The following is a 20,633-nucleotide window of genomic DNA, read 5'->3' on the forward strand; positions in this document are numbered from 1 at the left end:
TTACTAAGGAGGAGACCAAGACCAAAGTCTTAGTCGTTTCAATGCCTTTCAACCTTGAATTCATAGAGGTCTTCGACATTACAATCTAAAGCAGCAGCAATTCTTTTTGCAGTTCGAATAGACATATCTACTTTAACTAATCGATTATAGTCGCTCAGCTGCTGTTTCTTAATCCCAGTTATCTCTGAAAGTTCATTGATTGTAATGTCTTTCTTTCTACATAATTCAGGTATCAAGCATTGCCCGATCTCAACTTTAATCATAATCGGACATCCTCCTGCGTTCTGTTATGGAAAGACATAATACATATCATACCATACGAAGCCGATAAATAACCACTAGCATAACACCTACTTTCTATGTATAATGATTATACAAAACAGAACGCACGTTCCCTTAACACCTTAAGGGTTTATCACAGAAAATTGAACATAGGAGAATGAGGATGGCAGGTTATTTAAACAATATTGCACTGAATCTGGAGATTGTACTCAAAAACAAAGCAGATAGTCCAGAAGTCTCTGAAACATTGGTAACCAGGATTTGTGAAAATTTACTTTTATCTAAAGAAGTCTCGTTTTTAAAAGTTGACGGATCAGTTGAAAATTTTAAATTAAGTGATATGGAATATGAAATAACAAATACAGAAGAATTGCCTGAGTAAAAATAAAAAAAAAGAAAGACTCCATTAAACATAATGTAATCAGCAGCAAGAGGAGAATGAAGGTATTGTTTTGAATATATTTGTTGATCAAGATAATTACAAAGAGGTTAGTCTGAAACTTACAAAAAAATTGCTGACTTCAGAACATTATCAATTCCTACTTGGTTTCAAGGGAGAGAAATTAGATATTACAATTTCAGTTACACCACAAAGCCTCGTTAAGCTTAGGGATGACATCAATGAATTGATCTTTATGTTCTCAGATTAAAATTAGATTCGGTCACATAAATTGGCCGAATCTAATTGACAGATATTAAATGATGGGTTATAGTTTATTCAAATACAAATAATATGTATATAGGAGATGGTAAAGGGAGCTATGTTGCTTGATGAAAAGCTCGATAAATTAATTAAAACGATTCTGCGATTAAAAGCATACAAAGAAGAGGAAAATTTACGAAGAGTCATCGGAGAATTTCATTCAATAATTGATTATGCTTACGAGGGGATGTATATAGCTGAAGATATGTTAAGAGAAGAAGAAAGTAAGGGCAAAGAAGTAAGTATATATTGAATTGTGTAATTTTCACTAAGGTAACAAAATTAAAATTAGTGGATAAAATATAAGTTTTATCGAGATTGAAATAAGGGATTAATTAATAATACAGAATGTAGGCCGTCCGGCGATAGTGAGGGGTGAAAATTTATTATGAAGAATTTATGTTGTGAAACGTGTGGGTTAGATACACATGAAAATGCTGTGCCTATCTTTGAAAAGCCTTTAAGGTTTGCTTATCGATCAGATATTAAACAGCTAAAACAAAACACTGGTGACCACCGAAAACAAGAAAATATTTGTCTCGACTGTTTCACTGCTGAATTGAAACAAGTTAGCAAGGGTTGTAAACCACGGTACAAGGTTAGAGCAAAGGAGAGCGGACAATGAACACAGCATACAGAGTTTGGGACGGCGAGCAGATGCATTATTGGGATGATGAACATTTAAGTCTAACTATAAAAAATGATGGAAGTTGGCTTTTATGGCACGACTCTGGCGGTGGGTGTGTTGTATCCAGTGATGACAAAGATGCGGCTCTCATGTGGGGCACAGGGTTTAAAGTCAAAAACGGTCGTCAGATTTACGATAGAGATATGCTTATCGGCAGAGGAATGACTCATCCATTATTGGTCGAGTGGTCTGACTATTATGGTGCCTTTAGAGTTGACGAAGATACGAAATATCTTTTTCACATGCTAATAAACTATGGGCTAGCGAGATATGAACTTGAAGTCATTGGAGACGTTTACCAAAATCCTGAGTTATTGGAGGGCGCGGAGTGATTGAAGTTACAGAAAAACAGTTGAGACTGATCGGACGCATGGAGCAATACATAAGTGCAAGATTCATCGGTAATACAATTAGAGAAGCAAGTGAGTTTATTACTAATCATATGGATGAATACCAAGAAGAGAGAGAAATGGCCGATGAATCAAAAGTTTTATATGATGATATTTTCTATGAAGAAGGTTGGTAACCTTGCCGAGAAGTATTGAGATCTATATAAAAGATGCATTTTAAATAAAAATAAAATTAAAGGATGCGATTATTATAGGAAATAAAACTAAATCAGAAAAGGATAAACAAACATCAGCTATTATAAACGAAAGTAATCAAATGGTCTTTATTGAAAGTAAAACAATGAGAGATGTGCATGTTTATCGAGATGGAGTGTTAGAGAAAGTTAAGGTATTGCCTCAATTGCCTAATACGCTAGAGGTAACATTACATATGGCATCTCTCTATTATGAGGTACCAATAGAGACGATACGAACAATTGTAAAACGTAATAGGGCGGAATTTAATGAATATGGGGAATTAAGAATTCTAAAAGGTAAGGGTCTGGCTGAATTTAAGACGGTGGTTCAAGGTGAACCATCGTTAAATGGTATCAATTCACTCCAATTGCTCAATCGCAGAGGACTTCTCAGACTAGGCATGATGCTGACTGAGTCAGATGTTGCTAAAAGTGTAAGGAACTATCTTCTGAATGTTGAAGAAGTTTCGGAAGATGATCAGCGAAGATGGGCCATTGAACGAGAAATAAGTAAACATGAAAGAAGACAATTGACAGATGCTATTCAGGAGTTTTACATAGGAACAATAAAAGAAGGTTTTGAGTACTCCACTTTCACTAACATGATATATAAAGTCGTTTTTGATATGTCCGCTAACCAACTTAAAGAGATTTATGATTGTCAAAAAGGAGATAAGCTTAGAGATTTGTTTACTACAGAGGATCTGAAAAAGGTGGTAAGAGCAGAGAGGGTTGCAGCTGCACTTATACACATTGGGAAAGACTATCCAGAGATCAAAGCAGAACTGGAGAATAGCAAAGACAAATTTCAATAAAAGTAAAATTTTAAAGAGATTCAAAAGAGTTGAATTAATTAAAAAACAATTTAAGGGGAGATACAATTGAAAGTTCCATATTTAAGTGATGATACCCAAGGAATAGAAGATGCCTTGGATTATATAACATCTGTTCAAAATCCTCGTGTCAATAAAGAATTTGTTTATTCTTTAAGTCATCAATACGATATTGAACCAACTACTGTGTACATAAAATCTAATTTTGAACCAACTACTTTTGAATTATTACTCGCTTATTTAATGTTCAAAGCATGTGAAGCAACAGAAGAGGAAGACACAGAGCTTCATCAAGAACAGATTAAATCCATCTTAACTACTTATTACAAAGAGATCGGGCTTAAAAGTGTTCCAGTGGGCATTCAACCAATCGAATTTGATCTTTATACCGTATGGGAAAAGTGGTGTGGAAAATATGACCGTATGTTGAGAATTAAATGTTTTGAGAAAGATGGACTGATTGAATATTTGAAAAATATGCTGCAAGAAGTATAAGTGAAAATAATATGAGAAAGGGAGACAAAAATGATTAAAGGAATGGTTAAACACGAGTTGCTCAAAACAAGCGATGGTGTACTAAGACTGGCAGAGGATACACTTTGCGGCGGGTTTTCACTTGGTATTAGAACACCTGAAGGAGCTGATTGGAGATATATTAGTGATGAACTTGGGCATTTGCTAATTAAAGAGCTTTCTAATAATCACAAAGGTGATAGCGACAATGAAAACCAAAATGCTGGCTGCTGAATTAAAGGCGATGATACACAAAGAACAGCAGACAGTAGTTATTACTTATTACTGGATAAGCAGAGGCAATTAGAAAGCTAATTAAAATTGGAGATTTAATGAGAATCGGGGGAATAAAAATGGAGAATGAGGTTTCATATGGAGTTTATAGTACACAATCACGAAAGTTTTGTTTTGGAATTAAAGAACCTTCAAAAACAAAGGCAAGAAAAAAGTTATTTGAACGAATTGGTACAGATGCGTACAAATGGCGTTTTGAAATTAGAAAAATTAAAAGAAAGTAGATGGAAAAATGAAATTTGCACCAATGGATAAAGTTAAATTTAAAACAGCTAGTCATTTCAACAAACTTCGAACTTTTAAAAAAAGAGTTCCTGAATTAGACGATCCTTTACTCGGCGAATGCTGGGAATTTGAAGAAGACGGTTTGAAACAATTTGATTGGGAGGAGAACTACGAATTTGTCCTAGACCCAAACATTTTAATTGGGATTAAAAACAGAATCTAAATTAAAATTGAAGTTTTATAAAGACAAGCCATTCCAATATAGAAATGGCTCTAAGGGAAATCTTAAACACAGATTGAGCTTTTGATTAAATTTGAAGGAAAGCTTGTAGTTGCCATGGTAGGCGGCACTCTTCCAGTTGTAAACCCAAGGGGGTCAGCGCTGTCAACAACCATCCCAAATTTAACACCACTTAATAGTTCAATCATTGTAAATTTCCCAACACAGCCGACTGGTGTCAATCGGTAATTCTCCATATAAGGATCATAAGGATATTGATTTACTGGAAACAAAATAATCTCTCCTTAATCAGTTATTGATGAGTCATAGTCATGTTATGGAGGAAGGGAATATTTGGTTAATGAGAAATAAGCCTATATTAAAATAAAAAGACTGTTTTAAAGAGAAAGGAGCTGAACTATGGCAATTGATTTTGCAAAGTTAAATAATCCAGAATGGAAAAAGCAATGGCTTGAGGAGGAAAAAGAACGGGAGCGGCTTTTAGAAGAACAAGAAACACTGAGAAAGAAGACAGTTTGCTTTACCGGTCACAGACCAAATAAATTGGGTGGCTATGATATGAAAAATCCCACAATGCTCAAACTCAAAGATAAGCTGCTTGAAGTGATTGAGGAGTTAATCATAAAAGAAGAGAAGTCCAGGTTTATAACTGGAGGAGCGTTAGGAACTGATCAGGCTGCTTGCTGGTGTGTACATATTCTAAAGAAGAAATTTCCCCATATCAAAAACATAATTGCAACACCTTTCAAGGAACAAGACAAAGTTTGGTCTGCAGACCAAAAATTGTGGTACAAACGTATGCTTGATGTGTCAGATGAGATTATTAATGTTGAAGAATTAGATAAATATAAAGTTAGCGGAGATAAACCAGGTGAGTTTTCACCAGCTAAGATGCAGAAACGAAATGAATACATGATTGATCACAGTGAGGCAATAGTAGCTGTTTATGATGGAAGTAAAAGTGGTACAAGGAACTGCTTAAATTATGCAAGGAAAACTTACTTAGGACATCAATTATGGAGACTTCATCCTGATTTTAATTTTGAATTAGATATTACTTATTTCAATTGAAAAAGGAGACACTATCAAATGAAAATTCATGAAGTATTGTTAGACAACAAATTAAATCCAGGTGAAAAATGCTATTTAAATCAGGAAAAGTATACGTATAGAGGGGTTGCCGGAGACGGTAGACATGTATTAGAAAAACAAACGCAAGATGGGGTAGAGGTTATTTACACAGACAAACGTCCTGCTGTACCCGTCTTACCATTAGAGCTATATTTTAAAAATAAAAGAACTGGAAGCTTTGCTGAGCTTGTGAGTTACACTCATATGCTTGGGGAAATGTATTATAAGCTTAAACTATATGACAATGTATTTAATGGTTATGACAATGAAACGTTAGGAGAGTTAGAGCAAGACTGGGAACTACTATCTGAAAATCCGTTCAAAGACGAAGAAATTTTAATTGATGAATTAGAAGAAGTTAACGAGAAAATCGAGCAGTTTGAAAAAGAAATTAGAGAGATTAAAAAGAAAAAAATCGAACCATTAGTTAAACAAAAAAGTGAACTGCAAAAACAATGTAAGCATGAATGGTATAAGAATGACGAAGAACAAGTTGGAAGCAATAGTTACGAGCAGGAATTCGTTTGTGAGATTTGTGGACTTGAGAAAAAGAATAGATACAGTAAGCTATTTTGATGAAAAACAAAATAAAAAAATCATTTTAGTTTGAAAGAATGATATTAAGATATTTAGAGGAAGGGAGACAGCCAATGAATCCGTTTAATTTTAGATCAGAGCAGAGGGAATACGAGCAAGCCTATTACGGAGGCTATTGTAATAAAGTCAGAAGCCTTGGTTTAAACCCGATTCCATTTCACTTGTTTCAGGACATCTTAAAAGAAAGCAGAGATTTAACTAAAACAAAGAAGGAAAGAATGGGATTTTTAATTAAGGCTACAGAATCACAATAAAAGGATTATTTTATCTAGAGAGGACTGGACAAAATAATCAATAATAATACTCTATCGTAAGTTCATATTTTATATTACTTTGAAGAAAAACATTGAATTTAAAAAGGGAGCTAGAAGCCCCCAATTGCGATCTTATATTCGTACACCTTCATAGTGCCCAATCCAATATCCATCTGAAACTTTAGTAATACCTTTTAAATACCAGCGATATCCGCCGTCTTCAAATGAGTTGGCAAAAATACCTGTACTGCTAGGTAAATCCCAAGTGATAGCTTGAGCTTTAAAATCATCACTTGCAACATTAGCTATTCCCTGATCCGGGCTTGGGCTTGTACTTGCAGCGAACGCTGGAGATGCTGAAACAAGTAAACCTACAGATAATGCGACACCTGTTAATACTTTTTTGTAACTCATGTAAATCCCCCATTCTTATAATTTTTTCTTACAATTACATTATATGGATTTGTTGATTGGGGAAATAGCGAAATTACTCCCATACATATGGAAATTGTGTGTCGGTTAATGTCGTGATAGATGAGAAGGCAAATGGAGAGATGGATTATAGGATGGAATCATAAAAAACTATAGAATGAAAATAAAATAAGTGGAGGTTATGTTGGTGATAAAGAGGAATCTGCTTAGCAACCACGTTGATGAGATTATCGGAGAATATTACGCTGCTAAAGGATATTCAGTCCATAGCATTGACCGCCAGGAAAATGGACAACTAATCGTTGTTACGGAGCGAGTAGCAGAGGAGAAGGAAAATGCAAAAGTTGATATCGCATTTGATTTTGTACATAGAAGACCACATAAGAAGAAGTATTGAGCATAAAAAAGGCAAAGAGGAATTAACACTCTTTACCGTTAGGTTTCTTTTTTAGACGATCACAGATAAATTTCATTATACTGATAGCTATTGCAACAGATCCAATTATTAATGTGATTTGGAGGATGAATATTACTCCGAAATTTATATTCACATTGTCAAATAAGTCACTGGAAAAGGAAAGAAGCTTATGAATACCCAAGGCAAGTACGAAAAAGGTGAGGCATATTACGACAAGGGATGTTTTGGAATAATCTTTAGCGTGGTCAAAATTATAAATTGCTATTGATACAAATAATAAACCCGTAGCGATCTTGTGGGATAGCGAATCATTCGCAGAAAATGATTGCACTACTATGCTTAAGAAAAATCCAGTAATACCGATTGTTTTACTCAAGGAATCACCTACTCTTATGTAAGTTAAGTATGAGTTTACCAATTAAAGGGGATTTTCTCAAGATGATACACATTAAAGTTAAATTAAAATCGTGATTTAAAGGAGCGGAGATAATGAACACTTATGTAGTCGATGACAGCAAGTATAAATGTATTTATGCGGGAACTGAGAAAGCAGCTGCTTTTAATAATGAATTTGAAAACGGAACAAGAGTAAGGGTTTGGTTTGAAGGCCATCACATAAAAACGTTTGAGAAAGAACAAAGAGAAGTCTGTGGAGTAGGAGAATGGATCCTTAAGTATGATGCTGCTACTGAATTGCAAAAGGAAGTAAATCGTTTGGAAAAGACATATTTCAAGAAGAAAGAATTGTTAGACACTATTAGACAAGCTGATGAAGTCTAAATAAAAGATAGTTTTTAACTAAACATATTAGGATGGATCGTTATCGAAAAAGCACACGTATCGATAACGATCATAAAGTATTAATTTCTATGCCGGCGTTTTTCTTCGAAGTGATCAGGATAATTCTGTTTAGATTTCGATTTGAACACAAAATAAAGTCCTGCAATTAAGATGTAGTCCATGATTTTGTCAAATGACCAATTCACGAAACAATCTAAGATTAATTCCATTTATTTCACCTCCGAGACAAAAATGTCCAGTCTCTTTTATATGGCAAGCGTATGACAACCTGCTTGCAGTAATAAAGGTGAAATGAAGCTTGGAAATTTAAAAAGGTTTAAAGAAAAATAGCATTTAAAATAAAATATTTATTTTATCGAAAGGAGGCAACCAAAGTGCCAAATCAAGAGCAAATAAAACGCATGAATGATATTAATGACTTGATAAAGCTTATCGCAAGCATTGATCATCGTACATTCTACCGCAAGTCAAAGGATCGCATAGCGTATTTCAGATTTAAGAAAAAACTGTTCTTCGTTGATGATTACACGGGTGATGACGTTTATCCGTATGAAATGGGATACGGGAGTCCAAATGGCTTTTCGCATGGAGGCAACATGTGGCAACTGGTCAACAGTTTTAGAAAGTTCATCATAACAGGGAAATGCGGTGAGCTGAGGGATTATAAAGAAATATGGGCTTATAGCTATGAAGGATGTATGAAAATCCGTCAGAAGGCAAAAGAAATAGGGTTTATAGAGACTGTTGATTATCCTTATAGCTTCGATGAATGGATGAATACTAATTGATCCATGTACTAAATTTTCATTGAATTTTAAAAGGCTAGGCTCTAAGAAGTTATGTAACGGAGAGATTACACTCTCCAGGATTCAAAGGAAGGTATGCGGAGTTTACCGTGCTTAGTCTTAAATCTGTGCTTAACGTTACATAAGATAGGTTCGATAAATACATATTCATCAGATTCAGATTTTACTTGTTTCATAGAATGAAACTTACTTCGTTCTGCATGTGGCATAAATTCCATAAATCCAGCTGAAGTTCCATCAGGATAAGACAGAAGGAATTTTATATCCTTTTTGGTGTAGCCAGTTATGAGAACCTCAGTGTAATCGTAATTAATCACTTTAAGCCAATTATGCGAACGTTTATTGATCTCATAAGGGGAGTCAGCTTTCTTGAGTACGATTCCCTCTAAATTCTTTTCTTTGACCAGGTTGAAATAAGCGAGTCCGTTACTTTGAATTCCTTCGATAACACAAACATTTGGATGATTCAGTTCAAGTGAGTTCAGAACTGTCTTACGCTCAGTGAGTGGCTGAGCTGCTATTGACTGACCGTCTTTGTAGATAACATCAAAGACACAGTAAACGATATTGTGGGCTGATTTTTTGGACATGAAACGTTCCATTACAGCTTCAAAGTCAGGAGCACCACCTGGGGCAGCTACAATAATTTCACCATCGAGTACTGTTCCATCTGGAATATCTAAGTCCAAGAGTTCTGGAAACTTGCTTGTTACTTCGTTGTTGTGACGAGTGTATAGCTTAATCTGATTATCAAATTTAGAAAGGATGAGTCTGATTCCATCAAATTTGAGCTCAGTGATATAGTTCTCGTCGTCAAATGGCTCTTTTATTGAATGCAATAGCATTGGCGATACAAACAAAATATCACCTCCTACTTAGAACATATTAGCTAAGAGAAGGTGATATATAAAGCGATATGGCAGTGGTACTTAATGGGATTCAAGAAGCTCAGCTGAATTATTTTTGGCTGAATTTACTAATGATGAAACCTGGTATGCTTCCATGTCATCAGCATCATATGGCTGCAGTAAGCTTTGTAGATAATCAGGATCAGTATTTTTAGGGTTAAGCCATTCCTTTTCGTTCTCATCAGTAAGGATAACTGGCATCCGATCATGAATGTCTTCCATAAGCTCATTAGGCTTTGTTGTGATGATTGTGCAAGTGTACAAAGGATTCCCTTCTGGCGTGCTCCACTTTTCATATAAGCCGGCAAAAGCAAAGAGATTAGATGATTTAAGCTTAATCCGCATAGGAATCTTAGTCTTTGGATCTAGGCGTTTCCATTCATAAAAACTGTCAGCGGGTATGATACAACGTTTGCTGACGAGCGGCTTTCGAAAGCTGGGTTTCTCGGCCAATGTTTCAGCACGAGCATTAATCATTTTATAGCCGATCTTTTCGTCTTTAGCCCAAGGAGGGATAAGGCCCCATCTAAGTTTGCCCAGCCGGTTGTTCGATCCGTCGTTGATGATTGTAAGGATGTTTTGTGAAGGGGCAACATTATAGCTTGGGTAATATTCATCTTCGGGTAATAATTGATCTATATTGAATTGCTCAATGATGTCATCAAACTCAGAGAATAAAGTGAACCTGCCACACATGTTCATCATCCTTTAGGGTTTTTGAATATTGTACAGGCTTGATACACGAAAATCAAAAAGGAGGTATGTGATGCTGCAGCAAACAGTTGAGGTTAAAGAAGTTGATGTGTTGATCAGGGGAATATGGAGAAAGAAAAAGTTCACCGATATTAAAAAGGGACAAACCTTTAAGATTGAGGAGAACGGAAGAACAAAGAAATACATAGCGAGAACAGATCCTTATTGGGATGACATGTATGAGACTTACATTATTGATTTGTTGGATAAAAATAAAATTAGAAGAAGTAAGTAAACAGAAATCTAGATAAAACAGAGATTTTATAAAGATAAAAATAAAATTAAAAAAGGGGAATTTAAATGAGTTATCAATTTGAAAAGAATAAACTGTACGCATATTTAGGTGAAGAGTTAGTTGAAGCACTTAAAAGGAATGAAGCTATTATTGCAGGTGGGGCAATTACAAGTCTATTTAATAATAAAGAGATAAATGATGTGGATATCTATTTTAGAAGTGATAAAAAAGCATGTTCATTCTTAGAAGAGTGTTGGAATAGCAATGTCTATGTAACGTCACACACTAAAAAAGCCACGCTATTTATCAAAAAAAGACTAAAGCTACAAATGATCCACTTTAAATTTTTCTCTGATGCTGAGTCAATTTTCAATACATTTGATTTTACAGTCTGCATGGGAGCATTTGATTTTAAGACCGAAGCTTTTACTCTACATGAAGATTTTTTGAAACATAACTCGCAGAGGATTTTAAAGTTTAATAGCCAAACTGCTTTTCCAATTGTCTCATTGTTAAGAGTGCAAAAATACACAGATAAAGAATACACAATTTCTAAACCAGAATTCATTCGTATTGTGCTAACATGCATGGACTTAACCATTAATACATATGAAGAATTGAAAGATCAAATGGGAGGTATGTATGGGATAAATTATGACAAATTGTTCGAAGACGAAAAAGATGAAGACTTTAACCTACGAGAAGCTGTAGACAAAATTGCTGACATGGTTTTAGACGAAGATTACTTTAAAGAGCCGGTTAATTTAGAGTTTAATGACTTAGACGATCTTTTAAATGACATTAATAAGAGTCCAGTTATGACGCTGAAGATTAATGATGATCAGTACAGAATTGGTCTTGATGGGTTTCTAAAAGAATCTGTATCAGCGCCATGTACTGAAATTAAATTAGATACAAAGGATTTCTTTGATAAAACTAATTTCTATAAATTTGTAAGAAAACAGAACGGAAAATTAACGAGCTTCTATGACAAGAACTTTGAGTATGTGATAGGAGAAGAAGCTAAAGCGGAAGGAGTAATAGATAGTTGGTCGAACTGTGGAAGGTTATTTTTTAATGAAAAGGCAGCGATCGAACAATCAACTTACTATGGAAAGGAAGACGGAGTACTTATTGAGGTGAAGATTAAAGAAAAGGATTTTGTAGATGCGGATAGTGGGAAAGTTGAGGCCACAGCATGTCAAGTAATTAGAGAAGTTTCAAAAGACGAGTGGAAAGAATATATAAGTGCCAATAACTCTAAATAAAAACGATATTTTAACCAGAATCCAGGAGGTAATGAAATGAACTTATATGAAATTATGCTAGAGCACTTTGCACCCAAGGGAAGTGAGCGGGGTATCTTTACATACGTGCTTGCTCAATCTGATGAAGAGGTATATGAATGGTTGAAAACTGATCCAAGCCTATCTGACGGCAGGGTAGTCTATACCCCATATCAAGACAACGAAGCAGACGGTAAAACATATGCAATTTATAATCAGAGCTTTGATATTGTTGGTCATGAAAAATATAAAGATCGAATGATTCGATTAAAAGGTGAGTTGAATGATGAAGTTGAACTAACCGATCTTTATTACGGAATGACCTTAGTCGGGTGGCGTATGGTGAAATCGGATATTCCAACGGAACAAATTGAATTGTTAAAAGATACTGGCATCAGTATGGAGTTTGCATAAAAGTAATTTTTTATTCGGATAAGGGGGTGGTACTAATGTGACTGCTTATAAGATGAAAATAGGGAATAAATATAAAATTATATAAGGAGAGTTGTTAATTGTTGAAGTTCAAAAACAGAATAGAGGAAAAAGAGATTAAGGGGGCAGAGAAGGCTAGCTTTGGCGGGCCTGACCTTCTCTACCGCACACTTCGCAAGGTTACGAAGCTATATAAGTATATCACAGCCAAGAAGTCTTTTCCAATCCTAGTAACCTCACTGTTTGCATTGTTTAATCAAAGTTCAGTTCTAGCTGCAGATAAGTATAGTAATTTTAAAGAGTTGAAAGCAAATGAGTCACCTTTGAGCTATAACATTCTAACTACCGATGTTGATAGGCGTGTGCTTATTTTGGCTCCTCATGGTGGAGGTATTGAAGGAGGGACTAGCGAGCTTGCAAAAGAACTAAGTAAGTCTTATTCTACCTATCTATTTGAAGGTTTAAGAATACCAGGAGCTTCTGAGTTGCATATTACAAGTACGAATTTTGATGATCCTCAAGCTTTAGATTTATTAAGTAAGCATGATTTAACAATCTCAATTCATGGGTATGCATCAAGTAAGAAACACACTTTAGTTGGTGGGACAGAAAGAGAAAAAGCAGCTAAGATTACATCGTTGCTTACCGATGCAGGCTTTTCTGCAGAATTGCTGTCTGAAGATTCCCGTTTAGCTGGCACAAATGAGCAGAACATTGCTAATAAAAATAGCACTGGTATGAGTATTCAACTTGAAATAAGCACTGAACAACGAAGAGAAATGTTTAATACTTTTACACTGGCTGGACGCAATGGAACGAAGAATCAAGTTTTTTATGACTATATTGCTGTTCTAACTAAATTCATTAATGAAAATGTGTATTGTATTGCTGGAGTAGCACCATGATATTGTTGAATAAATCCATGCGATACTATGTTGACTTTGATCAATGGGGAATAAATGCCTTTAACTCGAATCCAAATGAAACAACTAAAGGGTTTAATGAGGCTCTTATATACGCATCAAAAAATAATTTCCCCATTGTGGAAATTCCAAAAGGGAATTTTATTATTGATTCAGTAAATACATTAAATCAACGCAATCCTGAAGTGGGCGGGGGAATTAAAATCCCATCAAATATGGAGCTCCTTTTAGATCCAGAAGCAGTATTTCAAGTTAACCCCAATGGGTATCAAGGCTATTCTTGTTTTTATATTGGGCTTGCAGAGAACGTAATAATTAGAGGAGGTCATATTATAGGTGATCGATATCAACATGATTATTCTCTAATTGATACCGATAGAAAAACACATGAATGGGGATTCGGAATACATGTTCATGGGAGCAAAAACGTTTTGATTGAAAATGTAAAAATCTCAGATTGTATAGGAGACAACATTTGGATTGCAGCACACGGAATGATGAATTATCCAGGGATGGCTTATACACCTTCCAAAAGTGTGACCGTAAGAAAATGTGAACTGAAAAGAGGGAGACGGAACAATTTAGCTACTAACGGTTGTGAAGGGTTATTGGTTGAAGACTGTGATATAGAGGAAGCTGGAGGAGATACAATTGGCCCTCAACTAGGTATTGATTTAGAGGGCTACGGAGAAAACGGAAGAAAGTATGATCATCCTTATGAGTTAACGATATCGGATTGCAGGTTTAGAAAAAATGGTCGTGGTTCGGTTACTGCTCATACAAGCGGTAAAGTTTCCATCAAAGATAACTACTGTGACAATGTTATTTCATATGGCTACAGTACAGATGTGAGTATTAAGGGTAACAAGATAATAAATGAAGGGGAGTCTAAAGAGTATGGAATAGACTCTGTAGGCGTTTCGAGCACTGAGACTAGCAACAGAATTCAAATAACTGATAACAATATTCAAGGGTTTAAAATAGGCATGATGATTAGAGGAAAAGGGGTATCGATTGATAATAATACCGTAAAGAACGCTTCAAATTGTGCAATAGCAACACATATGGCCGAAGATGTTTCCATTTCGAACAACAGAATACAGGACAGCGATTGTATTCAGATCCAGGTGAGGAATTCATCAGATATTAAAGTGAGCAATAATAAAGGGAAAGGTACAACTTCAGCATATGCAATTAAAGTGATGGATTCGAATGACGTTAAATTCTTAAATAATACGTTCTCCAATCTTTACGGAGGTCTATATTGTGAGAGATCTCAAGCAGTCAGAATTAAGCTAAACGATTTCTTATTGAGTGGAAAAGGTTACGGTATATATTGGGATAAAGATTCAGAAGTCTTCCTAACAAGGAATGAGATATTTGAACCAAGAAATGTTGCAATTATGGGGGCAGCTGATATGTACAATATCAGAATAAGTGATAACCAGATATATAATTGCAAAGCAATCATTGCGATCCACTTAATAGGCGGTTCTGAGCATATGGTTAGAGGAAATGAAATCGTGTTTAACAGAGATTCAGATCAAGGCTATGGAATATATTTAAACGGGACAAAAAAGGTTCGATTAATTAGGAACGATGTTCAAGGTATTGGTTCAAGAATTCTTTCGCACCCATTTGCAACGTTTAATGCTTCCAGTACAACTTTAATACATAATACATACGACAGCGGGACACCTAGATTAGCCTTAGATGATACACTAATCGATTATAAATAAAAAACTCAATAAGAACACTTGTTCCCTTTATTTGTTTGGTATATAATTTAGAAGTACCAAAAATTTCAAAACAGGGGATGAGACTATGAGTGAGCAGAAGCTTAGAATCGGAGAAATACGGTATGAGGTTTTCGATGATTATGATCCATTAACAGAGGAGTATTTAGGAAAGAACCTAGCAAATGCTTATTTTATTGCTGAAATTAAAAAGGAAAATGTAGTTCAAGTAGGGAATAGGAAAATTAATTACTCAAGTGATGTTAAAATTGGTTTTGATGCATTCGGGGAAGAAACAAAAGAGAAAATCAAAGAGCATCTTCTGGCTGCCTATAGTCTAATAGCAGAAGGGGCTAAAGACGATGGTCTAGTAGAATATTTATAAGGCAATGCTGGGCTAGTCTCTAAGATTAGCCTAGTTATCATACGAATAAAGGGGTTAACTGAATGTCAAACATCATTTCTAAAGAGCAAGATGAAGCAATTAAATACTTTAGAAACAAATTAAATTTATCAGACAAAGACTTATACATACCGTTGATTAATTTTGAACTACTTAGAGACAAGAACGAACAATATGCGAACATTCTTTATGAGCTGTATAAAAATGATCCCTATTTGTTTATTAGAGCTTTAAAGGAAGGTTATGTGGTTAATCAGCCAATTGCATTTGATGAGGCCATTGTGCGATTCTTTAATGGAGAAGAACTGGCTATTGTACATAAAACAACCGGAAAGAGATTTAATGTTAATATAAAAATGAAGAAGCTGCCTGATGGATTTACATTGCAAACAATGGATATGTGGTTATGGAGTGAAATTGTTTAAATATTATGAATCCATGATATAATTCTCTTTAATCCTAAGGGAGAGTATTAAAAAGGTTTTGGGGGTTAAAAAGTGATTAATATTATTGGGGGATGAGCTAATATGGAAGTTAGAGTCGGAGGCTGATCAACTCAGGAGCTGCCATTGTGTGGCTCCTTGACCCTTGTAACTCAATAAAATGATAATTTTATTCGAATTAGAAAGATTGCGAATGAAACACAAAAATAAAAAATATAAAAGTTTATAAAACATATAGACAAAGATAAAAAATATGTATATAATAAAATCAAGTTAAAGGGAAGGAGGCGAACTACTTGGAGGTACTGGGGATAACAGAGAAGGCATTAAGCTATTACAGAGAAAACGTTAAAGGCAACAAGTCAATTACTCCTGATCAGGCACTGTTAAAGATGATAAGGAATGTCTCACTTGTCAAAGAAACTCATCCTGAGCGAGTTAAAAAACGTTTATTTTGCACAGAGTACGCTTATGGAAATATGATAATCAAAGTTAACAGAAAAAAGCAGGTATTTGAAATTGTAAATAAATCAGGATGCTTTTCTGATCAAAATGATTGGAAGTTCCCAAAAAGAAGGTACATAGAACTTAGTAAAGAACTTGGAATCAAAGACTGCAAGTTTAGCAAAATTACATATTCAAAGAAAAATCACAATATACAAAAATAAAAATAGAGGATGATTAAAAATATGGCAGAAAACAAAACGGTATTACGTGAAGCATCAAACGTTGTAACACTTGAAGGAACTCTGGCAGAAGTAAGACACACTGAGTGGAAAAATGGAAATGGACTAAATATTGAATTAGATATTGAGGTTGCACCTAACGAAGTGCATACAGTTAAAGGCTTTTCAAAATATAAGAAAGCTGATGGTACAGATAATGCTATTGCCAAAGGGTATCAAACTATCATAAGTGATTATAAGTCCATCGCAGAACATGGAAGAGATCAAGCTGATAAAGTGAGAATCACCCAAGGTAAGATTGGATTAAATGAATATTACTCTCAAGGAGTATTAAAGGCGTACCCACAGCTAACCACTAACTTTGTAAACAGACTGGATGCTAATGAAGAATTTAATCCTAAAGCTGAATTTGATGTTGAACTGTTTGTTAAAAATGTAACTGAAGAAAAAGTAAAAGGAGAAGAAACAGGAAGAGTTAATTTAAATGGTTATATCCCTTTGTATGGCGGGAAAGTCATTCCTTTTACATTTGTAGTGACTAAGGAAGGTTCTCAATATGTTGAAAACAATTATGAAAAAGGATCTACGGTTAATGTCTTCGGAAAGATTATTAATTATAAAGAACAAAAAGTAACAACCAAAACTGCTGCATTTGGAGAAGACAAAAAAGAAATCACCTCCATTACAAAAAGAGAGTATCTAGTTACAGGTGGGAACGATCCTTATGATGAAGATAGTAAAAATGCTTTTAATCCAGAAGTAATTAAAAAAGCATTGACTGAAAGAGAGACTTATCTAGAAGGACTTAAGAACGAAAGCAGCAATGAAAACAATAAAAAGTCTGGCTTTGGTGGAAGTGCTCCTAATAACAAGCCTTCAAAGCCGGTTGAAATTTCAGATGATGATCTCCCTTTCTAAAATAAAATAGATCATTAATCTAATACATAACTGGGGTGAGCTCCGACTCACCCAACAAATTCAAAATAAAAGGAGAACTATAATGGCAATCGATATTTTCAACCCACAAGTTTCTGTAGTAGCAAAAGGATTAGAAGGAAAAGTTATCACAATCTACGGTTCTAACAACTTAGGTAAAACTAAGCAAAGCACTCGGATGAAGAAACCGTTATATCTGCCATTCGAAAAAGGATTAAATGCCATTGCCGGTGTCCAATTCATGCCTATCAATAGTTGGGCTGATTTTAAAAAGGTAAACAAACAGTTAACTAAAAATGCTGAAAAAGCCAAAGAAATGTATCAGACAATCATTGTTGATGAAGTAGACGCTTTTGCTAAATATGCGACTAGATATGTATGCGAGCAATATGATGTAGAACGGATTAAAGATGGTAATGATGGGTTTGGCCTTTGGAAAGAGTATGAAACTGAAGTATGGGAAGAAATCAATAAATTAATTGGCGTAGGATTTACGGTTATCTTTATTGCTCATGCTGCTGAAGACAAAAAAGGCAAAGTATATCCGAAGGGGGATAAACGAGTTTTAGCTCCAGTAATTGATAACAGCGATATTGTTCTTTATCTAAGTTCTAATGGTGTTGATGAAGATAGAAAAGTAATCAAATCAAGTGCTTGGTTAGCTGAAACTGAAGAGCATTTTGCTCGTAGCCGATTTGATTACATTGACACATACCTTCCTGAATTTACTGCAGAAAACTTAGAAAAAGCAATTATTGAGGCAGTCGAAAGACAGGAGCAAGCAGAAGGAATTGTCGCTGTTACATACGAAGAGCAAAAACAAAACAACGCTTCAGAAGAACTTGATTTCAACTCATTAATGGATCAAATTAAAGAAATTGGCATGAAGCTTAATGAAGAAGGCCGTTTAGAAGAAGTTAATGAGATTACAGAGAAACATTTAGGTAAGGGTGTAAAAGTTACTGAGTGCAGCCGTAAGCAAGTAGGTGTCATGTCTGTAATTCTAGATGATCTAAAAGACCTTCTAGCAGAATAAAAGAGGAGGGATTATTCTCTCCTCCTTATTAGGAGTGATTATTTGGGGAGACAAGTTAAATGTCCTTATTGCGAGACCAAGTTAGACAAAGACTCAGCAATTCCTTATAAAAAAAGATATTACCATGAAAAGTGTTTTAATACCTGGAAGCAAGAATCAGATCACAGAAAAGAGTTAATTCAATACATATGCAATCTATATGGTCTTACATCTCCAACTGGCATGATGTTGAAACAAATTAAAGAGTATCAAGAGGAATATGGGTATAAGCTTAAAGGCATTGAGCTAGCGCTTAGATACTTTTATGAAACTTTAGATAATCAACCCAGAGAAGGAGATGGCATTGGAATCGTTTCATTTGTTTATGATGAAGCAAAGCGGCATTACATTAGACAAAAAGCCATTCGAAAATCAGCTGAAGATCCAAAGAATCATAAAAGAGAAGAAATTACGTTAGTCATAAAAAAAGGAATGAGAAAGAAAAGAGGGCTAGTTGATATCTCAACGCTATAGGAAGGAGAGTCCATTTGCTACAAGACAAACAGGCAATAATTCAAGTTTTAGGGAGCATTTTAAAAGATCCCACAATCTTGTCAGAGAGCAATAAATATAAGATAACTTCGGATGATTTTCCTTCAAGGTTTCATTCAATATTATTTTTTGCCATGAGCAACCTATTTCATCAAGGAACTGAAGTATTGAATGACGTTGAAATAGATGGATATCTAAAGGATTACGATATTCAATATAAAATTTTCCATGATAATAAGGGTCTTGAATATATAGAAAAAATACAAGAGTTGGCAGTTGTCGAAAATTTTGATTACCACTATAAAAGATTAAAAAAGTTTAGTCTGCTTAGAGAAATGGATGGCTTGGGATTCGATATTAAGGAAATATATGATGAATCTCTGATTGACCCAAAAGAACAAGAAAAGATGCAAGAACAGTTTGATAAGAAGTCGATTGATGAAATTTTGACAGCTTATGAAATGAAGATTGTAGACATAAAAGAAAAATTCAGAACTTCATCTGAAAGTGTGGGAATCCAGGGTGGAGAAGGTATTAATGAATTATTGGATTCATTCGAAGAGTCGCCGGATATTGGAGTTCCATTAAATAGCGAAATGCTTACTTCAATTTTTCGGGGATCACGGAAGAAAAAGTTCTATCTGCGCTCAAGTATTACAGGTGGCGGTAAAACAAGAAACATGGTCGCTGACGCTTGTCGCTTAAGTGCAACCGAACTTTATGATCCTAAAAAGAAGGAATGGGTATCAAACCCATGGAGTGAAAGTTCTACGGTTATTTCAACAGAAATGATGGCCGAAGAATTGCAAAGCTTAGCACTTGCCTACATTAGTGGTGTAGAAGAGAAAAAAATCCTTAGAAACACAATCAATGAACAAGAAAAACAACTTGTGCGTAAGGCTGCTAAAGTTCTTCAAGAGTCTAGCATATGGTTCGAACATCTGCCTGATTTTAATATTCAGGAGATTGAAAGAACAATTGAAAAGAACGTCATTAAAAACAATGTAGAGTACGTTTATTTCGATTATATTCACTCATCAGTAACCATTTTTTCAGAGATGAGCAAAAAAAGTGGGGTCAACTTGAGGGAAGACCAAATTCTTTTACTTATGTCGGATAAGTTAAAGGGCTTATGTAACAAATACGATGTCTATATGATGAGTGCAACTCAGTTGAATGGTGATTGGAAAGAAGCATGGTTAAAAGGACAAGTAATAGATGCTTCTTACTTGAGAGGAAGTAAGGCCATTGCAGATAAAACAGATGCTGCAATGATAATTCTTCCTTTAAGTAAAAAAGAGAAGGATGCAATTGATCCAATCTTAAAAGAAGGATTTTATCCAGAGCCAAATTTTGTTACACATGTATTTAAAAATAGGGGAAATGAGTATGACAAAGTTAAAGTCTTTTCTCATATCAATATGGGCAACATGCGGATTAAGGACTGTTTCACAACAAATCTTGACAATGAATTAATCACAGTTGAGAAATTGAATATAAAAGCAGGATGAGGGGTGTAGC

General features: G+C 34.9%; 34 protein-coding genes and 1 pseudogene. 28 read left to right on the forward strand and 7 right to left on the reverse strand.

Annotated elements, in window-relative coordinates; all coding sequences use genetic code 11:
* Positions 1-38: 38 nt before the first annotated feature.
* On the reverse strand, positions 39-263 hold the full coding sequence (locus tag ACFVP7_RS10390; protein ID WP_004399410.1) for a helix-turn-helix transcriptional regulator: 225 nt from the start codon (positions 261-263) through the stop codon (positions 39-41).
* 182 nt (positions 264-445) lie between these two features.
* On the opposite strand from ACFVP7_RS10390, the gene ACFVP7_RS10395 reads away from it, so the two are divergent.
* The 10 genes and pseudogenes from ACFVP7_RS10395 to ACFVP7_RS10440 all read left to right on the forward strand — a co-directional run bounded on the left by ACFVP7_RS10395 (position 446) and on the right by ACFVP7_RS10440 (position 4,334).
* The gene (locus ACFVP7_RS10395; RefSeq protein ID WP_308154433.1) at positions 446-664 is read left to right on the forward strand and encodes a YopT family protein; all 219 of its coding nucleotides are present in this window, start codon (positions 446-448) and stop codon (positions 662-664) included.
* A 70-nt stretch (positions 665-734) separates the two neighbouring features.
* Positions 735-932, forward strand: a complete 198-nt coding sequence (locus ACFVP7_RS10400; protein WP_017697045.1) for a hypothetical protein — start codon at positions 735-737, stop codon at positions 930-932.
* Between the two features lie 111 nt (positions 933-1,043).
* Complete coding sequence (locus ACFVP7_RS10405) at positions 1,044-1,238, forward strand: hypothetical protein (RefSeq protein ID WP_308154434.1); 195 nt, start codon at positions 1,044-1,046, stop codon at positions 1,236-1,238.
* Positions 1,239-1,606: 368 nt separating this feature from the next.
* Entirely contained in the window at positions 1,607-2,005 is a 399-nt protein-coding gene (locus ACFVP7_RS10410; protein WP_161986112.1) for a YopX family protein, read from the forward strand.
* Positions 2,002-2,199: a hypothetical protein gene (locus tag ACFVP7_RS10415; protein WP_161986111.1), complete on the forward strand. Its 198-nt coding sequence runs from the start codon at positions 2,002-2,004 to the stop codon at positions 2,197-2,199. The genes ACFVP7_RS10410 and ACFVP7_RS10415 overlap by 4 nt, the downstream gene beginning before the upstream one ends.
* Before the next feature lie 140 nt (positions 2,200-2,339).
* Positions 2,340-3,074 (forward strand): hypothetical protein, encoded by a 735-nt coding sequence (locus ACFVP7_RS10420; RefSeq protein WP_308154435.1) that lies wholly within the window; start codon positions 2,340-2,342, stop codon positions 3,072-3,074.
* Positions 3,075-3,140: 66 nt separating this feature from the next.
* The gene (locus tag ACFVP7_RS10425) at positions 3,141-3,587 is read left to right on the forward strand and encodes a hypothetical protein (protein ID WP_308154436.1); all 447 of its coding nucleotides are present in this window, start codon (positions 3,141-3,143) and stop codon (positions 3,585-3,587) included.
* A gap of 30 nt (positions 3,588-3,617) precedes the next feature.
* Positions 3,618-3,839 carry a hypothetical protein gene (locus ACFVP7_RS10430; protein ID WP_072692922.1) on the forward strand — a complete coding sequence of 74 codons (222 nt, stop codon included), beginning with the start codon at positions 3,618-3,620 and terminating at the stop codon, positions 3,837-3,839.
* 119 nt (positions 3,840-3,958) lie between these two features.
* A complete protein-coding gene (locus ACFVP7_RS10435) occupies positions 3,959-4,123 on the forward strand; it encodes a hypothetical protein (RefSeq protein ID WP_061891124.1) in 165 nt (54 codons plus the stop codon).
* A gap of 8 nt (positions 4,124-4,131) precedes the next feature.
* Positions 4,132-4,334: pseudogene (locus tag ACFVP7_RS10440) on the forward strand (hypothetical protein).
* A gap of 75 nt (positions 4,335-4,409) precedes the next feature.
* Here ACFVP7_RS10440 and ACFVP7_RS10445 read toward each other — a convergent pair.
* Positions 4,410-4,637: a hypothetical protein gene (locus ACFVP7_RS10445; RefSeq protein WP_308154437.1), complete on the reverse strand. Its 228-nt coding sequence runs from the start codon at positions 4,635-4,637 to the stop codon at positions 4,410-4,412.
* Between the two features lie 127 nt (positions 4,638-4,764).
* On the opposite strand from ACFVP7_RS10445, the gene ACFVP7_RS10450 reads away from it, so the two are divergent.
* The 3 genes from ACFVP7_RS10450 to ACFVP7_RS10460 all read left to right on the forward strand — a co-directional run bounded on the left by ACFVP7_RS10450 (position 4,765) and on the right by ACFVP7_RS10460 (position 6,347).
* Positions 4,765-5,436 carry an SLOG family protein gene (locus tag ACFVP7_RS10450; protein ID WP_213385409.1) on the forward strand — a complete coding sequence of 224 codons (672 nt, stop codon included), beginning with the start codon at positions 4,765-4,767 and terminating at the stop codon, positions 5,434-5,436.
* 18 nt (positions 5,437-5,454) lie between these two features.
* Positions 5,455-6,072 (forward strand): hypothetical protein, encoded by a 618-nt coding sequence (locus ACFVP7_RS10455; protein WP_308154438.1) that lies wholly within the window; start codon positions 5,455-5,457, stop codon positions 6,070-6,072.
* Positions 6,073-6,146: 74 nt separating this feature from the next.
* Complete coding sequence (locus ACFVP7_RS10460; protein ID WP_041335823.1) at positions 6,147-6,347, forward strand: hypothetical protein; 201 nt, start codon at positions 6,147-6,149, stop codon at positions 6,345-6,347.
* Positions 6,348-6,479: 132 nt separating this feature from the next.
* Here ACFVP7_RS10460 and ACFVP7_RS10465 read toward each other — a convergent pair whose 3' ends face one another.
* Positions 6,480-6,761, reverse strand: a complete 282-nt coding sequence (locus tag ACFVP7_RS10465) for an LCI fold-containing protein (RefSeq protein ID WP_019712309.1) — start codon at positions 6,759-6,761, stop codon at positions 6,480-6,482.
* Positions 6,762-6,963: 202 nt separating this feature from the next.
* Between ACFVP7_RS10465 and ACFVP7_RS10470 the strand changes: the two genes are divergently transcribed.
* Complete coding sequence (locus ACFVP7_RS10470) at positions 6,964-7,176, forward strand: hypothetical protein (protein ID WP_396583261.1); 213 nt, start codon at positions 6,964-6,966, stop codon at positions 7,174-7,176.
* Positions 7,177-7,198: 22 nt separating this feature from the next.
* Here the strand turns inward: ACFVP7_RS10470 and ACFVP7_RS10475 are convergent, their stop codons facing one another.
* On the reverse strand, positions 7,199-7,573 hold the full coding sequence (locus ACFVP7_RS10475; RefSeq protein ID WP_032677220.1) for a YoqO family protein: 375 nt from the start codon (positions 7,571-7,573) through the stop codon (positions 7,199-7,201).
* Between the two features lie 113 nt (positions 7,574-7,686).
* On the opposite strand from ACFVP7_RS10475, the gene ACFVP7_RS10480 reads away from it, so the two are divergent.
* Positions 7,687-7,977 (forward strand): hypothetical protein, encoded by a 291-nt coding sequence (locus ACFVP7_RS10480; protein WP_003231051.1) that lies wholly within the window; start codon positions 7,687-7,689, stop codon positions 7,975-7,977.
* A gap of 80 nt (positions 7,978-8,057) precedes the next feature.
* On the opposite strand, the gene ACFVP7_RS10485 is transcribed toward ACFVP7_RS10480, so the two are convergent.
* Positions 8,058-8,207 carry a hypothetical protein gene (locus ACFVP7_RS10485; protein ID WP_004399538.1) on the reverse strand — a complete coding sequence of 50 codons (150 nt, stop codon included), beginning with the start codon at positions 8,205-8,207 and terminating at the stop codon, positions 8,058-8,060.
* 165 nt (positions 8,208-8,372) lie between these two features.
* On the opposite strand from ACFVP7_RS10485, the gene ACFVP7_RS10490 reads away from it, so the two are divergent.
* Positions 8,373-8,786 (forward strand): hypothetical protein, encoded by a 414-nt coding sequence (locus ACFVP7_RS10490; protein ID WP_004399463.1) that lies wholly within the window; start codon positions 8,373-8,375, stop codon positions 8,784-8,786.
* A 65-nt stretch (positions 8,787-8,851) separates the two neighbouring features.
* Here the strand turns inward: ACFVP7_RS10490 and ACFVP7_RS10495 are convergent, their stop codons facing one another.
* Positions 8,852-9,664 (reverse strand): ATP-dependent DNA ligase, encoded by an 813-nt coding sequence (locus ACFVP7_RS10495; protein ID WP_396583210.1) that lies wholly within the window; start codon positions 9,662-9,664, stop codon positions 8,852-8,854.
* A 69-nt stretch (positions 9,665-9,733) separates the two neighbouring features.
* Complete coding sequence (locus tag ACFVP7_RS10500; RefSeq protein WP_396583211.1) at positions 9,734-10,408, reverse strand: SOS response-associated peptidase; 675 nt, start codon at positions 10,406-10,408, stop codon at positions 9,734-9,736.
* A gap of 70 nt (positions 10,409-10,478) precedes the next feature.
* Here ACFVP7_RS10500 and ACFVP7_RS10505 point away from each other — a divergent pair, with 70 nt between their 5' ends.
* The 12 genes from ACFVP7_RS10505 to ACFVP7_RS10560 all read left to right on the forward strand — a co-directional run bounded on the left by ACFVP7_RS10505 (position 10,479) and on the right by ACFVP7_RS10560 (position 20,623).
* Positions 10,479-10,700, forward strand: coding sequence for a hypothetical protein (locus tag ACFVP7_RS10505; RefSeq protein ID WP_213385415.1), 222 nt, complete (start codon positions 10,479-10,481; stop codon positions 10,698-10,700).
* A gap of 65 nt (positions 10,701-10,765) precedes the next feature.
* Entirely contained in the window at positions 10,766-11,968 is a 1,203-nt protein-coding gene (locus tag ACFVP7_RS10510) for a hypothetical protein (protein ID WP_396583212.1), read from the forward strand.
* A gap of 36 nt (positions 11,969-12,004) precedes the next feature.
* Complete coding sequence (locus ACFVP7_RS10515) at positions 12,005-12,400, forward strand: hypothetical protein (protein WP_017697067.1); 396 nt, start codon at positions 12,005-12,007, stop codon at positions 12,398-12,400.
* Positions 12,401-12,498: 98 nt separating this feature from the next.
* Positions 12,499-13,323 carry a gamma-polyglutamate hydrolase PghZ gene (gene pghZ, locus ACFVP7_RS10520; RefSeq protein WP_192852133.1) on the forward strand — a complete coding sequence of 275 codons (825 nt, stop codon included), beginning with the start codon at positions 12,499-12,501 and terminating at the stop codon, positions 13,321-13,323.
* Positions 13,320-15,080, forward strand: coding sequence for a right-handed parallel beta-helix repeat-containing protein (locus tag ACFVP7_RS10525; protein ID WP_192852134.1), 1,761 nt, complete (start codon positions 13,320-13,322; stop codon positions 15,078-15,080). Before pghZ ends, ACFVP7_RS10525 begins: the two co-directional genes overlap by 4 nt.
* A gap of 85 nt (positions 15,081-15,165) precedes the next feature.
* Positions 15,166-15,462: a hypothetical protein gene (locus ACFVP7_RS10530; protein ID WP_113712893.1), complete on the forward strand. Its 297-nt coding sequence runs from the start codon at positions 15,166-15,168 to the stop codon at positions 15,460-15,462.
* A 62-nt stretch (positions 15,463-15,524) separates the two neighbouring features.
* On the forward strand, positions 15,525-15,905 hold the full coding sequence (locus ACFVP7_RS10535; protein ID WP_019712321.1) for a hypothetical protein: 381 nt from the start codon (positions 15,525-15,527) through the stop codon (positions 15,903-15,905).
* Positions 15,906-16,219: 314 nt separating this feature from the next.
* Positions 16,220-16,591: a hypothetical protein gene (locus ACFVP7_RS10540; protein WP_396583213.1), complete on the forward strand. Its 372-nt coding sequence runs from the start codon at positions 16,220-16,222 to the stop codon at positions 16,589-16,591.
* A 21-nt stretch (positions 16,592-16,612) separates the two neighbouring features.
* On the forward strand, positions 16,613-17,527 hold the full coding sequence (locus ACFVP7_RS10545; protein ID WP_101502258.1) for a hypothetical protein: 915 nt from the start codon (positions 16,613-16,615) through the stop codon (positions 17,525-17,527).
* Positions 17,528-17,609: 82 nt separating this feature from the next.
* A complete protein-coding gene (locus ACFVP7_RS10550) occupies positions 17,610-18,581 on the forward strand; it encodes an ATP-binding protein (protein ID WP_004399537.1) in 972 nt (323 codons plus the stop codon).
* A gap of 42 nt (positions 18,582-18,623) precedes the next feature.
* On the forward strand, positions 18,624-19,094 hold the full coding sequence (locus tag ACFVP7_RS10555; RefSeq protein ID WP_396583214.1) for a hypothetical protein: 471 nt from the start codon (positions 18,624-18,626) through the stop codon (positions 19,092-19,094).
* A gap of 14 nt (positions 19,095-19,108) precedes the next feature.
* A complete protein-coding gene (locus ACFVP7_RS10560) occupies positions 19,109-20,623 on the forward strand; it encodes a DnaB-like helicase C-terminal domain-containing protein (RefSeq protein WP_396583215.1) in 1,515 nt (504 codons plus the stop codon).
* The last annotated feature ends 10 nt before the right edge of the window (positions 20,624-20,633 follow it).

It is taken from the genome of Bacillus sp. SG20033 (assembly GCF_044570195.1).
Classification (GTDB): domain Bacteria; phylum Bacillota; class Bacilli; order Bacillales; family Bacillaceae; genus Bacillus; species Bacillus subtilis.

What these genes read in the sequence shown, in the direction of transcription:
- ACFVP7_RS10390 (WP_004399410.1), bottom strand. Translation starts at nt 263, where the DNA reads ATGATTAAAGTTGAGATCGGGCAATGCTTGATACCTGAATTATGTAGA.
- ACFVP7_RS10395 (WP_308154433.1), top strand. Translation starts at nt 446, where the DNA reads ATGGCAGGTTATTTAAACAATATTGCACTGAATCTGGAGATTGTACTC.
- ACFVP7_RS10405 (WP_308154434.1), top strand. Translation starts at nt 1,044, where the DNA reads ATGTTGCTTGATGAAAAGCTCGATAAATTAATTAAAACGATTCTGCGA.
- ACFVP7_RS10410 (WP_161986112.1), top strand. Translation starts at nt 1,607, where the DNA reads ATGAACACAGCATACAGAGTTTGGGACGGCGAGCAGATGCATTATTGG.
- ACFVP7_RS10420 (WP_308154435.1), top strand. Translation starts at nt 2,340, where the DNA reads ATGGTCTTTATTGAAAGTAAAACAATGAGAGATGTGCATGTTTATCGA.
- ACFVP7_RS10430 (WP_072692922.1), top strand. Translation starts at nt 3,618, where the DNA reads ATGATTAAAGGAATGGTTAAACACGAGTTGCTCAAAACAAGCGATGGT.
- ACFVP7_RS10435 (WP_061891124.1), top strand. Translation starts at nt 3,959, where the DNA reads ATGGAGAATGAGGTTTCATATGGAGTTTATAGTACACAATCACGAAAG.
- ACFVP7_RS10450 (WP_213385409.1), top strand. Translation starts at nt 4,765, where the DNA reads ATGGCAATTGATTTTGCAAAGTTAAATAATCCAGAATGGAAAAAGCAA.
- ACFVP7_RS10455 (WP_308154438.1), top strand. Translation starts at nt 5,455, where the DNA reads ATGAAAATTCATGAAGTATTGTTAGACAACAAATTAAATCCAGGTGAA.
- ACFVP7_RS10460 (WP_041335823.1), top strand. Translation starts at nt 6,147, where the DNA reads ATGAATCCGTTTAATTTTAGATCAGAGCAGAGGGAATACGAGCAAGCC.
- ACFVP7_RS10465 (WP_019712309.1), bottom strand. Translation starts at nt 6,761, where the DNA reads ATGAGTTACAAAAAAGTATTAACAGGTGTCGCATTATCTGTAGGTTTA.
- ACFVP7_RS10480 (WP_003231051.1), top strand. Translation starts at nt 7,687, where the DNA reads ATGAACACTTATGTAGTCGATGACAGCAAGTATAAATGTATTTATGCG.
- ACFVP7_RS10485 (WP_004399538.1), bottom strand. Translation starts at nt 8,207, where the DNA reads ATGGAATTAATCTTAGATTGTTTCGTGAATTGGTCATTTGACAAAATC.
- ACFVP7_RS10500 (WP_396583211.1), bottom strand. Translation starts at nt 10,408, where the DNA reads ATGTGTGGCAGGTTCACTTTATTCTCTGAGTTTGATGACATCATTGAG.
- ACFVP7_RS10505 (WP_213385415.1), top strand. Translation starts at nt 10,479, where the DNA reads ATGCTGCAGCAAACAGTTGAGGTTAAAGAAGTTGATGTGTTGATCAGG.
- ACFVP7_RS10510 (WP_396583212.1), top strand. Translation starts at nt 10,766, where the DNA reads ATGAGTTATCAATTTGAAAAGAATAAACTGTACGCATATTTAGGTGAA.
- ACFVP7_RS10515 (WP_017697067.1), top strand. Translation starts at nt 12,005, where the DNA reads ATGAACTTATATGAAATTATGCTAGAGCACTTTGCACCCAAGGGAAGT.
- ACFVP7_RS10525 (WP_192852134.1), top strand. Translation starts at nt 13,320, where the DNA reads ATGATATTGTTGAATAAATCCATGCGATACTATGTTGACTTTGATCAA.
- ACFVP7_RS10530 (WP_113712893.1), top strand. Translation starts at nt 15,166, where the DNA reads ATGAGTGAGCAGAAGCTTAGAATCGGAGAAATACGGTATGAGGTTTTC.
- ACFVP7_RS10535 (WP_019712321.1), top strand. Translation starts at nt 15,525, where the DNA reads ATGTCAAACATCATTTCTAAAGAGCAAGATGAAGCAATTAAATACTTT.
- ACFVP7_RS10545 (WP_101502258.1), top strand. Translation starts at nt 16,613, where the DNA reads ATGGCAGAAAACAAAACGGTATTACGTGAAGCATCAAACGTTGTAACA.
- ACFVP7_RS10550 (WP_004399537.1), top strand. Translation starts at nt 17,610, where the DNA reads ATGGCAATCGATATTTTCAACCCACAAGTTTCTGTAGTAGCAAAAGGA.